This window comes from Halomonas sp. GT (assembly GCF_002082565.1).
Classification (GTDB): Bacteria; Pseudomonadota; Gammaproteobacteria; order Pseudomonadales; family Halomonadaceae; genus Vreelandella.
On sequence record NZ_CP020562.1, the window covers coordinates 4,120,057 to 4,132,145 of the forward strand.

Consider the following 12,089-nt stretch of genomic DNA (forward strand, 5'->3'; position numbering starts at 1 on the left):
AACGGTTTAGCGGTTGGCGGCGGGAGCTTCCCAGGCTTCAATACCCAGCTCATCTATGAGCGCTTCATCGAAATATTCCACGAAGGCGGGACTGGCCACACTTCGCCAATGATCGTTCTCTTTCACTAACATCAATACATTCAGATTATTTTCAATTGCCATCTGCATCCCTTCTTCGCTACCCGCTACCGAGATTGCCGTAGACCACGCGTCGGCCCATGCATTAGAGGGGTGAAAAACAGACACGGACGCTAACTGGTGCTTTACCGGCCGGCCGTTGCGAGGGTCGATAGTGTGGGAGAAACGCTCGCCATCTGCTTCAAAATAGTTACGATAATCTCCAGATGTTGCAACCGACATATTTTCTAGAGGAATAACGTGTTGTGCCTCAGGCACGCCGTTGTGCGGCACTTCAATCCCAACACGCCAAAGGCTTTGCTCTTCTAAATCACGGTATCCACGGGCAATTAATTCGCCACCAATATTGACGAGGTAGTTTTCAATCCCCTGTTGATCAAGATATGCCCCAACGCGGTCAGTGCCATGCCCCTTAGCTACACCGGACAAATCAGCAAACACATCGCGCGAGCGCCGCGCCTGCATAAGCTGAGTATCGATTTCAACTGCGTCATAGCCAATCGTGGCCATGCGTTCGCTAAGCTCTGCGTCTGAAGGCACCTCTTCAGGGCGAGCCTCAGGGCCAAAACTCCATAAATTGACCACATCGCCAACGGTAATATCAAACGCGCCGTTACTTGCTTCTGATACCGAATGGCTGATAGCAAGCACTTCAATTAACGCGTTAGAAAGCGGTTGCCATTCATTAAGGGGGGCGTCATTAAAGACCACAAGCTCGGCGTCATCGCGGTAAGTCGACATCGCTTGATCAACGTCGTTGAGTTCCGCTAGAAAACCTTCTTCCAGTGCATTCGCCTCGCCTTGAGTTAGCGGGTCCGCAATGGTGACTTGATAAAACGTCCCAAAAATGCCGCCTTCAAAGCGAACCGGGGGATCTAAAGGCCGATCATTTTCTGAACACCCCATTAATGCCCCAGCAGCAATGAGCAATAATCCAGAACATTTTAACCACCGAGACGTAACCTTCATTTTATTTTTCCTTGAATAAAACGCGCTGGGTTAACAATGGAAAACTTCCATAGCTGAAAAAAACTAAACGTGGAAAAAGCTAGAAGTGGAAAAACCATAGTAACCAAGCCCCAAACAGCACCCGATATACCACAAATGGCTGCATACCTAGCTTTTTAATCACAACCAGGAAGTAGTGAATACACACATAGGCGCTAATCCCAGAGAGTAAGGTGCCTACTAGCATGGCCGGTACATCAATGAGTTGAGGGTCTTTAAATAAGTTTATTGCCTCAAGGCCACCTGCCAGCACAATGACGGGAATTGACAGTAGAAATGAAAACCGTGCTGCCCCCTCTCGGCTCATTCCCACCATTAATGCTGCCGTAATGGTAATGCCTGAGCGCGATGTGCCTGGAATAAGTGCCAGTACTTGAGCGCCACCGATGATGAGCACATCTTTTAACGTCATTTGGTATTCGCTACGGACGCCACGTTTTTTCCAGTCTGCGTAACCAAGTAGCAGACCAAAAACAATCAAGCTGGTACCAATGATTAGCGTAGAGCGCATGTAACCTGAGATCACATCATGAAGCAAAAACCCGACGATACACACTGGCAACGTGGCAATAACGACCCAAAACGCCAACATGGCATCATCATTAACCGCTTGGCCGCGAAGTGCGGCCAAGCTGCTAGCGATCATTCTGCCAATTTCATGCCGAAAATAGATCACAACAGCGCTTAAACTACCAAGATGCAGTGCCACATCAAAGGCAAGGCCCTGATCTTCCCAAGCAGTCAAAACAGGAACCAATATAAGGTGGGCCGAACTCGATATAGGTAAAAATTCTGTGAGCCCCTGAACTACCGCTAACACAACTACCTGTAACCAATCCATGGGTTATCCTGTGCTTAACTATTAATGACATTGAAGTGCTTTGTGACATTCATGCGTTCGCGATGGCGCTAAGGATACACATCCCTTAATTCATTGTCCGCATCCAGCATACGAGCAAATGCACAAGAAGGTATAGAGCTAGGGTCACTGTGCGTTACAATAGACATCTATTGGAAGTATGTGCCCCAGCAAGGTCCCTCATGACTCAGACCGTAGAATCGCCAGTGGTTCCCAAGCATGAGCTAGATAGCCGAGAGGCCAAGCGTGTTACTTATATTGGCGCTTGGCTGGATGGCTTGTTGAGCATTGTTAAAGTCGTGGTTGGCTTTTGGGTGGGTTCGGCGGCGTTGATTGCCGATGGTATCCATTCACTTTCAGATCTTGTGACTGATGGTTTTGTGCTAGCCGCCATTCACTACGGCCGCCAGGAACCAGACGATGATCATCATTATGGTCATGGCCGTATAGAAACCCTTACCACGTTACTGCTGGGTAGCGTACTGATCTTTGTGGCGGGTGGTATCGCCTGGTCTAGCCTTGATCGTTTGTTCAGTGGTACGGAGGTCAATGCTCCAGGCATGGTGGCTATTGTCATTACAATCATCGCCTTGTTCAGTAAAGAGTGGATTTTTCGCTATACCATGCGTGTTGCTAAACGCGTTAAGTCTAAGCTACTGGAAGCAAACGCTTGGCATTCCCGCAGCGACGCGCTCTCCACCGCGGTAGTACTGATTGCATTAATTGGCGCGCAGTTTGGGGTTGGCTGGCTAGATGCCGTCGCCGCTATTATTGTTGGCTTATTAGTAGGCAAAGTAGGTTGGGATTTACTGTGGGAATCAGCAAGAGAATTAGTGGATACCGCGCTACCTGAAAGCGTTCAACAACAAATGCACAATGTTGCTCGAAGCGTCCCAGGGGTAGACAGTGTCCATGACTTACGTACCCGCCAGTCTGCTGGCTGGGTCATGGTCGACTTACATGTGGTGGTCGGGCCAAAAATCACTGTTTCAGAAGCCCATGAAATCGGCAACGAAGTGAGCCGTCGTTTACGGCATGAGTTTCCATTGCTCACCGATGTTATTTTTCACGTTGACCCCGAAGATGATGCCGGTGAAGGCGACCCAAGCCGTCTACCAGGCCTTCCGCTGCGCCCCGAAGTGGAAGCCGCACTAAACGAGCGCTGGTATATGCATCCTGTCTGGCGCACGTTAACCGAGCTGCAACTCCACTATTTAGACGATAAAGTATCGGTATCGCTGATTATTGGCGATTCAGTACACCAGCCACCCCAGTGTTTAGCCAGCCAACTAAAGGCACTCGCCAGCGATATTGAATGGCTGGGGCACGTTGAGGTCATGTTTATTACCCGCGCTGCCAGCAGTGCCATGCGTTAAAACTGTCTAAGCTAAAACTTAGCGCGTTAAACAAACTAAACGTTAGTCAATATGGCGGTGGCAATAGTGAAGTAAATCAAAACCCCAGAGGCGTCAATTAACGTTGTCACTAACGGTGCTGAAGCAGTGGCAGGATCGACTTTAAAGCGTTCTAGTACAAACGGTAGGCACATACCGATCATGCTACCAAACAGGACAATAGTCACCATGCTTAACGCCACGATGATGGCGACTGCTTCTCCGCCACGAAAAATCCCTATAGGTGCTACTGCAATTGCCATAGTGATGCCAAGCGAGCCAGCTACCAGAAGTTCACGGCCCAGCATCTTACTCCAGTCTTTCACACCAATATCGCCAGTCGCCATACCGCGTACCATCAACGTAGCTGCCTGAGCCCCCGCATTACCTCCACTACCGATTAACAATGGCAGGAAAAACACAAGCGCGACTTGGGCTGCAATCGTGTCCTCAAAGTAGGCAATTCCAGCGCCTGAAAAAAGATTGGCAAATACCAACAGCACCAGCCAGGTAACACGCTTGCGGTAAAGGCTCCACAGCGGAACACGGCTAACACCATCCTCTAGCTGGCCGATAGACATCCCCTTGTGGATATCCTCGGTAGCTTCCGATTCGGCAACGTCCATAGCGTCATCGTGGGTGACGATGCCTACCATACGACCATCAGCGTCCAGTACAGGCAATGCCAGCAAGTCGTAGCGGGCCACAATTCGCGCCACCTCTTCCTGCTCTTTATCGACCGGTGTGCTGATAACATCTTTAATCATGATGTCATCAACTAGCGCCCCAGGGCGGGCCACCATCAGTTGGCGCAGCGACATAGTCCCTATTAACTGGCCATCACTGTCTAACACATAAAGCTGATACACCGTTTCCGCATCTGGGGCCGTTTGGCGAACCCGCATCATGGCTTGAGACACCGTCATGCCACTGGCTATGGCGACATAGTCAGAGGTCATGATGGCGCCTGCTGTACCTTCTTCGTAGCTTGCTAGACGTTTAAGATCTTCACGTTCTTGGTGAGCCATACGACGCAACAATGCTTCACGGCGGTCCTCTCCAAGCAGATTAAACAAATCCGCACGTTCATCAGACCCCATCTCTTCGAGGAGCTTAAGCACCTGGGTATCAGACAGGTCTCCGACGACCTCAAGCTGACTCTCTCTTGGTAAATAGCCTAGAACGTTGGCGGCGCGCTCAGTCGAAAGAATATCAAGTATCGCAAGCGCTGCCGGAAGCTCCTCGTGGTCTTCGATTAGCTCTTCAATTACCTCACCAATATCTGCCGAGCGAATTTCAGCTAAACGCTCTGCCAATAGGGTTTTGTTCGGTTCCTCTTTGTTCAGCTCGTCAAGCAGCTCAGACTTTAGTTCCTGCAAGGTTTCATCGTTCAATGACATCGCTATCTCCCTTTGTGCAGACGCATATTGTGCAGGTGAGGTGTTACAGAAGAGCGTCCAGGCGCTGAATACGTTTTCTCATAGTACCAGACAAAAAAAACGCCCCTTAAACCCTCTCGGGTTCAAGGAGCGCTTTATGCACGCTAGCGTGTCTTAGCCTTTACCCGCCTTTTTGCGCAGCTGCTGAATCGTTCGCAGCTGTGCAACGGCTTCGGCAAGTTCAGCGGCAGCACGGGTATAATCCAGCTCCGCTGACTTCTCATTAAAGGCTTTCAACGCCTGCTGACGCGCTTCTTCAGCAGCGGCCTCATCGAGATCGCTTGCACGCGCGGCGGCGTCAGCCAGGATTGTTACAACATCTGGCTGTACTTCCATGAAGCCACCAGAAACAAAGAAGTTCTCTTCCTGGCCACCATCGTGGATCACGCGGATCGGGCCCGGCTGAAGCTCAGTCAGCAGCGGGGCGTGACCCGGCAAAATGCCGAGGTCACCCATAATCCCGGAAGCCACTACCTGCTCAACACTGCCTGAGAAGATAGATGCTTCAGCGCTGACGATATTGCAAGTGAAGCTATTCGCCATAGCGAATCCCCCTAATGGACGGGATTACTTCTTCATCTGGTTGGCTTTTTCGACAGCTTCGTCGATGGAGCCGACCATGTAGAAGGCCTGTTCCGGCAACTCGTCATACTCACCCGCGAGGATGCCTTGGAAGCCACGAATCGTATCTTTCAAAGAAACATACTTACCGGGCGAACCAGTGAATACCTCAGCAACGAAGAACGGCTGCGACAAGAAGCGTTGGATTTTACGCGCACGAGATACAGCCAGCTTATCTTCATCAGACAGCTCGTCCATACCCAAAATCGCGATGATATCTTTCAATTCTTTATAACGCTGCAGAACGTTCTGTACGCCACGGGCTACATCGTAGTGCTCTTCACCCACGACCAGCGGATCCAACTGACGCGACGTAGAGTCCAGCGGATCAATCGCAGGATAAATACCAAGCTCTGCGATAGAACGAGCCAATACTACGGTAGCGTCCAAGTGCGAGAAGGTCGTCGCTGGCGATGGGTCAGTCAAGTCATCCGCAGGAACGTAAACGGCCTGTACAGACGTAATAGAACCCGTTTTAGTAGAGGTGATGCGTTCCTGCAGAACGCCCATCTCTTCAGCCAGCGTCGGCTGATAACCTACCGCAGATGGCATACGACCCAGCAGTGCAGATACTTCCGTACCGGCCAGGGTGTAGCGATAGATGTTATCGACGAACAGCAGAACGTCGCGGCCTTCATCACGGAATTTCTCAGCAATGGTTAGACCGGTCAGCGCAACACGCAGACGGTTGCCAGGCGGCTCATTCATCTGACCGTAAACCAGCGATACCTTGTCGATAACGTTGGATTCAGTCATCTCGTGATAGAAGTCATTACCCTCACGCGTACGCTCACCTACACCGGCGAATACAGAGTAGCCGCTGTGTTCAGTGGCGATGTTGCGGATAAGCTCCATCATGTTAACGGTTTTACCAACACCCGCACCGCCGAATAGACCAACTTTACCGCCCTTAGCGAACGGGCAAACGAGGTCGATAACCTTGATACCGGTTTCCAGCAGCTCATTTGAAGCTGCTTGGTCAGCGTAGCTTGGTGCTTTACGGTGGATTGGCATACGTTCTTGCTCGCCAATCGGGCCAGCTTCATCAATCGGCTCACCGAGCACGTTCATGATGCGACCTAGCGTTTCCTTACCGACGGGTACGGAAATCGCGGTACCTGTGTTGGTCACGTCCAAGCCACGTTTCAAGCCCTCAGTAGAGCCCATGGCAATGGTGCGCACCACGCCGTCGCCCAGCTGTTGCTGGACTTCGAGGATGGTCTCAGCATTAGAGACCTTCAGCGCGTCGTAGACCTTGGGCACAGAGTCCCGCGGAAACTCTACGTCAATCACCGCGCCGATGATTTGTACGATACGTCCGCTCATCTTGGTTCCTCTCAAAAACCTGCAAATGAAACCTGTCTGCCGGGAGCTATCTTTGCAATAGCTAGCTCCCTAGGCGTTATACGGCAGAAGCGCCGCCGACGATCTCGGAAATTTCCTGGGTGATGGCGGCCTGACGGGCCTTGTTGTATACCATCTCCAGATCGTCGATCAGGTTGCCCGCGTTATCAGTGGCACTCTTCATAGCGATCATTCGGGCGGCCTGTTCGCACGCACCGTTTTCGACTACCGCCTGATACACCTGTGATTCGATGAATCGAACCAACAGGCTGTCTAGCAACGCCTTGGCATCCGGTTCATACAGGTAGTCCCAGCTTCCGGGACGGGCGTTTTCTTCGTCATGCTTCGCGTCTGCCCCCATATCGGACGACAGCGGAAGAAGCTGACGCACGACTGGCCGTTGCGTCATGGTGTTAACAAATTCGTTATACACCACAAACAAACGGTCAAGGCGTCCTTCGTCGTACGCTTCTAACATGACCTTGACACTACCGATCAGTCCTTCGACAGACGGCGATTCTCCCAATCCGCTCTTGGCAGCAACCAGGTTGCCCCCATAATTGCGGAAAAAGGCGCCGGCTTTAGAGCCGAGGGCACAGAAGTCTAGCTCTGCGTCTTGCTGTTTCCAGACAACGGCATCTTTCACCACTGCCTTAAACAGGTTGACGTTTAAGCCGCCACACAGACCGCGGTCAGTAGATACCACAATGTACCCAACGCGCTTCACCTCACTCCGCTCGACCATGTAGTCGTGCTTGTATTCGGGGTTTGCGTCAGCAATGTGGCCTACCACATTACGAATCTGCTTGGCATACGGCTGGCCAGCCTTCATCAGATCTTGTGCTTTACGCATTTTAGATGCAGCTACCATTTCCATGGCACTGGTAATCTTCTGCGTATTTTTTATGCTCCCGATCTGGGTGCGTATCTCTTTTGCAGCTGCCATAGCGATCTACCCTTCGTTCGTGGCTCTCAGAAAGCATGCAAGCCCGCCCGCAGGCGGGCCGGACATTACCAGCTCTGAGTCGCCTTGAACTTCTCGAGACCTGACTTCAAGCCGTCCTGAATCTCGCCGTTGTAGTCGCCGGTCTGGTTGATCTTTTCGAGCAGATCGTTGTGCTCAGACTTCATGTAATCATGCAGAGCACGTTCGAAGTCCAACACTTTATCGACGCTCACATCATCCAGATGACCTTCGTTAGCGGCGTACAGAGACAGCGCCATTTCCGCCACTGACATCGGCGAGTACTGCTTTTGCTTCATCAGTTCGGTAACGCGTTGGCCATGCTCAAGCTGCTTACGGGTCGCTTCATCAAGGTCAGAAGCAAACTGCGAGAACGCTGCTAGTTCACGGTACTGAGCCAAGGCCAGACGAACACCGCCACCCAGCTTCTTGATAATCTTAGTCTGCGCGGCACCACCAACACGAGATACGGAAAGACCTGCGTTAATCGCCGGACGAATACCGGAGTTAAACAGGTTAGTTTCCAAGAAAATCTGACCGTCAGTGATCGAGATAACGTTAGTCGGGACGAACGCAGAAACGTCACCACCTTGGGTTTCGATAATCGGCAGTGCGGTCAAAGAACCGGTTTTGCCTTTTACTGCACCGTCAGTAAACTTCTCAACGTAATCGGCATTAACGCGCGCAGCGCGCTCAAGCAGACGTGAGTGGAGATAGAAAACGTCACCAGGATAGGCTTCACGACCAGGCGGACGACGCAGCAGTAGCGATACCTGACGGTAAGCCACAGCCTGCTTGGAAAGATCGTCATAAACGATCAGTGCGTCTTCACCACGGTCACGGAAGTACTCACCCATGGTGCAACCAGAATAAGCGGCCAAGAACTGCATGGGTGCTGGATCAGCAGCACCAGCAGCGACAACGATGGTGTGCTCCATCGCGCCATGCTCTTCTAACTTGCGTACCACGTTAGCAATGGTCGACTGCTTCTGACCAATCGCTACGTAAACACAGGTAACGCCTTTGCCTTTTTGGTTGATGATCGCATCGATAGCAATGGCAGACTTACCAATCTGACGGTCACCGATAATCAGCTCACGCTGACCACGGCCGATTGGCACCATAGCATCAATAGACTTCAAACCTGTTTGGATCGGCTCGTCAACGGACTGACGGGTAATAACGCCGGGCGCTACTTTTTCTACCGCGTCAGTCATTTTGGCGTTGATATCGCCTTTGCCGTCGATAGCATTACCCAATGCATCGACCACACGACCTACCAGCTCAGGGCCTACCGGCACTTCTAAGATACGACCCGTACACTGAGCGGTCATGCCTTCTTGAAGTTGCAGATAGTCACCCAAGACAACGGCACCAACGGAGTCACGCTCCAGGTTCAGTACCATGCCAAAAATGCTGTTAGGGAATTCAATCATTTCACCAAACATCGCGTCTTCGAGGCCGTGAATTTTCACGATACCGTCGGAAACGCTGACGATGGTGCCCTGATTACGGGCTTCGGATGCGACGTCAAGCTTCTCAATTCGCTGCTTGATGATGTCGCTGATCTCGGAAGGATTCAGTTGCTGCATGCCATGTCCCTCAGACTCAAGCGGTCAGCGCTTCGGAAAGGCGATTCAATCGACCACGAACCGAACCGTCTATGACGGTATCGCCGGCACGTAGGATGACACCGCCAATAAGCGTCTTGTCCACCTGAGTAGTAATGGAGATTTCGCGATTCAGACGTTTCTTGAGTGCGTTCGCTAGCTTGGTCTGCTGTGCGGCAGTCAATTTGTAAGCTGACGTTACTGTCACTTCAACGCGCTGTTCATGTTCGGCACGCAAGTACTCGAACTGTTCAGCAATGAAGGGCAGTGCCAACAAGCGTCCTTGGTCAGCTAAGGTATCCAAAAACCGCGACAGGCCTTCTTGCTTTTCCGACAACATATCGGAAAGCAACGCTACCTTTTTGTCATTCTCAAGTTTTGGACTACCCAGCAGACGACGAACGTCGCTGTTAGCAACCGCAGCGCTTAAAAAACCAAGCGCTTGGGACCAGCTATCAAACGCCTCATGATCACGCGCGTATTCAAACGCCGCCTTAGCGTAAGGACGAGCGACGGTAAGTAATTCCGCCATGGGTCACCTCCTTACAGTTCAGCAGCAAGCTCATCAAGTAACTTGCGATGTGCTTTCTCGTCGACCGAAGCTTCTAGTACACGCTCAGCACCAATGATGGCGAGGTGAGAAACCTGGGCACGAAGCTCGTCTTTTGCTCGATTCACTTCTTGCTCGATTTCTGAACGTGCACTTGCCATTAGGCGTTCGCCTTCAGCGCGGGCCTGTTCACGTGCTTCTTCGATCATCTGAGCAGAGCGCTTGTTGGCTTGCTCGAGAATTTGAGAAGCCTGCTCCTTGCTTTCACGCAGCGTTTGTTCTGCACGCTCTTGAGCTAGCTCAAGGTCGCGAGTAGCACGGCTGGCTGCGTCTAAGCCATCAGCAATTTTCTTCTGACGCTCGTGAAGAGCGTTGCTGATCGGAGGCCACACATACTTTATGCAAAACCAGACAAAGATCGCGAAGGCGATCGTCTGCCCGATAAGCGTCATGTTGATATTCACAGGGATGTACCTCTGACAAGTTCGTGGCGACCGGAGTGAAACAAAACCGAGCGGTTAGTCCGCTCGGCTAAGCTGTCATTAACCGGCGACAACGAAGATCAGGTACATCGCGATACCAACACCGATCATCGGAACGGCGTCAAGCAGACCGGCCATGATGAAGGTTTTGGTTTGCAGTTGGTCGCCCAGTTCAGGTTGACGCGCAGTGGATTCAAGCAACTTGCCGCCCAACAAGGCGAAGCCAATGCCGGTAGCCAGTGCGCCCAGACCGATGATGATGGCAGCTGAGAGATAAACCATTTCCATGATGTTGCTCCTGAGTTTAAGTTTTGGTTAAGGGTTGAGGGTTAATGAAAGCGTTGTTGCTTGGTTTAGTGGTGTTCGTGCGCCGCGCTCAGGTATACAACCGAGAGCGTGGTAAAAATAAAGGCCTGCAGCGTAACCACAAGAATGTGGAAGATGGCCCACGGCACGTCCAACAGCCAGATAGCCCAGAACGGCAGTAGGGCAATCAGGATAAAGATAACTTCACCGGCAAACATGTTGCCGAATAGACGCAGGCCAAGGCCTAGCGGCTTCACGAGCAAACCAATCACTTCAAGCACTAAATTGAAAGGAATGAGTGCCCAGTGATTGAATGGCGTCAGTGAAAGTTCCTTCGCGAAGCCACCTGCCCCTTTAACTTTGATGCTGTAATAAATAATCAAGCAGAACACACCTAACGCCATACCTAGGGTGGCATTGGGATCAGTCGTCGGTACGATTTTCATGTACTCAACGCCAAGCTTATTGAACAGCACGGGGAAGTAATCAACTGGAATAATCTTCAGCGTATTCATGAGGAGAATCCACACGAACAGCGTCAACGCCAAAGGCGCAATAATGGGGTTACGTCCGTGGAACGTGGCGCGAGTCAGGTTCTCAATGAACTCAACCACCATCTCTACGGCGTTTTGTAAGCCACCAGGCACGCCGGTAGTGGCTAGTTTACCTGCTTTACGGAAGAGCCAAATGAACAGCAAGCCCATGGCGATTGACCAACCCATGGTGTCCAGGTGGATAGCCCAAAAGCCCATTTCACGTGCTTCTTCAGCGGAATGAGCCAACGACCAACCATTCTCTGGATGATTGCCAAAGGTTAGGTTCTGCAAGTGGTGCTGGATATAGTAAGTCGATGAGACTTCGTTTCCTGCGGCCATAGACATGTCACCTCAATAAGTTGTGCGATTTTCTGGGCATTAACCAAGGTGCTAGCCAATGCGTCAAAACAACCGCGACATAAGCACTAAAAAAGAAAGCGGGGTTTGAGGGGGGCACTACCACGAACACCAATGAAAAAAGTGTCACCGTCAAACCAAACTTACCTGCTTCGGCGCGAAATAAGTCCATCGCGCCAGATGAGCGACGCTTTGCGCTAAAAATACCAATTCGCTGTATAAAAAAAGCGTGTGGTAGCAAAGCCACTAGCGCCCCTTTAAATACCGATACTACGCCTGGCATATGTGCTATCGAAAAAGCGAGCAACATTCCCAAGAGCGTAACGACAAGTTGCGCCAGCATTAGTCGAACAAAATATGTTTTTTGTCGCTGGGTTTCCAAACGTTCCATAATTCCCCAGCACGTTAGGTTGATTAGTTTTTACAACCTGTTGCTCATCATCATAACGGACGACCTGCACAAATCTTGCGCGATTATAGG

Annotated in this window: 13 protein-coding genes; 1 reads left to right on the top strand and 12 read right to left on the bottom strand. The window is 51.2% G+C overall.

What is annotated here, in order from left to right:
• Nucleotides 1-6: 6 nt before the first annotated feature.
• A complete protein-coding gene (locus B6A39_RS18650; RefSeq protein ID WP_083007781.1) occupies nucleotides 7-1,107 on the bottom strand; it encodes an FAD:protein FMN transferase in 1,101 nt (366 codons plus the stop codon).
• 79 nt (nucleotides 1,108-1,186) lie between these two features.
• Nucleotides 1,187-1,987 carry an undecaprenyl-diphosphate phosphatase gene (locus B6A39_RS18655; RefSeq protein ID WP_083007782.1) on the bottom strand — a complete coding sequence of 267 codons (801 nt, stop codon included), beginning with the start codon at nucleotides 1,985-1,987 and terminating at the stop codon, nucleotides 1,187-1,189.
• Between the two features lie 200 nt (nucleotides 1,988-2,187).
• On the opposite strand from B6A39_RS18655, the gene B6A39_RS18660 reads away from it, so the two are divergent.
• Nucleotides 2,188-3,381 carry a cation diffusion facilitator family transporter gene (locus tag B6A39_RS18660; protein ID WP_083007783.1) on the top strand — a complete coding sequence of 398 codons (1,194 nt, stop codon included), beginning with the start codon at nucleotides 2,188-2,190 and terminating at the stop codon, nucleotides 3,379-3,381.
• Nucleotides 3,382-3,416: 35 nt separating this feature from the next.
• On the opposite strand, the gene mgtE is transcribed toward B6A39_RS18660, so the two are convergent.
• The 10 genes from mgtE to B6A39_RS18710 form a co-directional block, all read right to left on the bottom strand.
• On the bottom strand, nucleotides 3,417-4,799 hold the full coding sequence (gene mgtE, locus B6A39_RS18665; RefSeq protein ID WP_083007784.1) for a magnesium transporter: 1,383 nt from the start codon (nucleotides 4,797-4,799) through the stop codon (nucleotides 3,417-3,419).
• Nucleotides 4,800-4,952: 153 nt separating this feature from the next.
• The gene (locus B6A39_RS18670; RefSeq protein WP_009723313.1) at nucleotides 4,953-5,381 is read right to left on the bottom strand and encodes a F0F1 ATP synthase subunit epsilon; all 429 of its coding nucleotides are present in this window, start codon (nucleotides 5,379-5,381) and stop codon (nucleotides 4,953-4,955) included.
• A 24-nt stretch (nucleotides 5,382-5,405) separates the two neighbouring features.
• Nucleotides 5,406-6,785 carry a F0F1 ATP synthase subunit beta gene (atpD, locus tag B6A39_RS18675; protein ID WP_083007785.1) on the bottom strand — a complete coding sequence of 460 codons (1,380 nt, stop codon included), beginning with the start codon at nucleotides 6,783-6,785 and terminating at the stop codon, nucleotides 5,406-5,408.
• Between the two features lie 76 nt (nucleotides 6,786-6,861).
• Nucleotides 6,862-7,749 carry a F0F1 ATP synthase subunit gamma gene (atpG, locus tag B6A39_RS18680; RefSeq protein WP_083007786.1) on the bottom strand — a complete coding sequence of 296 codons (888 nt, stop codon included), beginning with the start codon at nucleotides 7,747-7,749 and terminating at the stop codon, nucleotides 6,862-6,864.
• 65 nt (nucleotides 7,750-7,814) lie between these two features.
• Nucleotides 7,815-9,359 (bottom strand): F0F1 ATP synthase subunit alpha, encoded by a 1,545-nt coding sequence (gene atpA / locus B6A39_RS18685; RefSeq protein WP_083007787.1) that lies wholly within the window; start codon nucleotides 9,357-9,359, stop codon nucleotides 7,815-7,817.
• Nucleotides 9,360-9,375: 16 nt separating this feature from the next.
• A complete protein-coding gene (locus B6A39_RS18690) occupies nucleotides 9,376-9,909 on the bottom strand; it encodes a F0F1 ATP synthase subunit delta (protein ID WP_009723317.1) in 534 nt (177 codons plus the stop codon).
• 11 nt (nucleotides 9,910-9,920) lie between these two features.
• Nucleotides 9,921-10,391: a F0F1 ATP synthase subunit B gene (locus B6A39_RS18695; protein WP_009723318.1), complete on the bottom strand. Its 471-nt coding sequence runs from the start codon at nucleotides 10,389-10,391 to the stop codon at nucleotides 9,921-9,923.
• Between the two features lie 78 nt (nucleotides 10,392-10,469).
• Complete coding sequence (gene atpE / locus B6A39_RS18700; protein ID WP_007112217.1) at nucleotides 10,470-10,697, bottom strand: F0F1 ATP synthase subunit C; 228 nt, start codon at nucleotides 10,695-10,697, stop codon at nucleotides 10,470-10,472.
• Nucleotides 10,698-10,762: 65 nt separating this feature from the next.
• Complete coding sequence (atpB, locus tag B6A39_RS18705; protein ID WP_009723319.1) at nucleotides 10,763-11,590, bottom strand: F0F1 ATP synthase subunit A; 828 nt, start codon at nucleotides 11,588-11,590, stop codon at nucleotides 10,763-10,765.
• A gap of 7 nt (nucleotides 11,591-11,597) precedes the next feature.
• Nucleotides 11,598-11,999: an ATP synthase subunit I gene (locus B6A39_RS18710; RefSeq protein WP_083007788.1), complete on the bottom strand. Its 402-nt coding sequence runs from the start codon at nucleotides 11,997-11,999 to the stop codon at nucleotides 11,598-11,600.
• Between the last annotated feature and the right edge of the window lie 90 nt (nucleotides 12,000-12,089).

Coding starts and splice junctions, on each gene's coding strand:
- B6A39_RS18690 (WP_009723317.1), bottom strand. CDS start 9,909: ATGGCGGAATTACTTACCGTCGCTCGTCCTTACGCTAAGGCGGCGTTT.
- atpB (WP_009723319.1), bottom strand. CDS start 11,590: ATGGCCGCAGGAAACGAAGTCTCATCGACTTACTATATCCAGCACCAC.
- B6A39_RS18655 (WP_083007782.1), bottom strand. CDS start 1,987: ATGGATTGGTTACAGGTAGTTGTGTTAGCGGTAGTTCAGGGGCTCACA.
- B6A39_RS18670 (WP_009723313.1), bottom strand. CDS start 5,381: ATGGCGAATAGCTTCACTTGCAATATCGTCAGCGCTGAAGCATCTATC.
- B6A39_RS18660 (WP_083007783.1), top strand. CDS start 2,188: ATGACTCAGACCGTAGAATCGCCAGTGGTTCCCAAGCATGAGCTAGAT.
- atpG (WP_083007786.1), bottom strand. CDS start 7,749: ATGGCAGCTGCAAAAGAGATACGCACCCAGATCGGGAGCATAAAAAAT.
- atpE (WP_007112217.1), bottom strand. CDS start 10,697: ATGGAAATGGTTTATCTCTCAGCTGCCATCATCATCGGTCTGGGCGCA.
- atpA (WP_083007787.1), bottom strand. CDS start 9,359: ATGCAGCAACTGAATCCTTCCGAGATCAGCGACATCATCAAGCAGCGA.
- B6A39_RS18710 (WP_083007788.1), bottom strand. CDS start 11,999: ATGGAACGTTTGGAAACCCAGCGACAAAAAACATATTTTGTTCGACTA.
- atpD (WP_083007785.1), bottom strand. CDS start 6,785: ATGAGCGGACGTATCGTACAAATCATCGGCGCGGTGATTGACGTAGAG.
- mgtE (WP_083007784.1), bottom strand. CDS start 4,799: ATGTCATTGAACGATGAAACCTTGCAGGAACTAAAGTCTGAGCTGCTT.
- B6A39_RS18650 (WP_083007781.1), bottom strand. CDS start 1,107: ATGAAGGTTACGTCTCGGTGGTTAAAATGTTCTGGATTATTGCTCATT.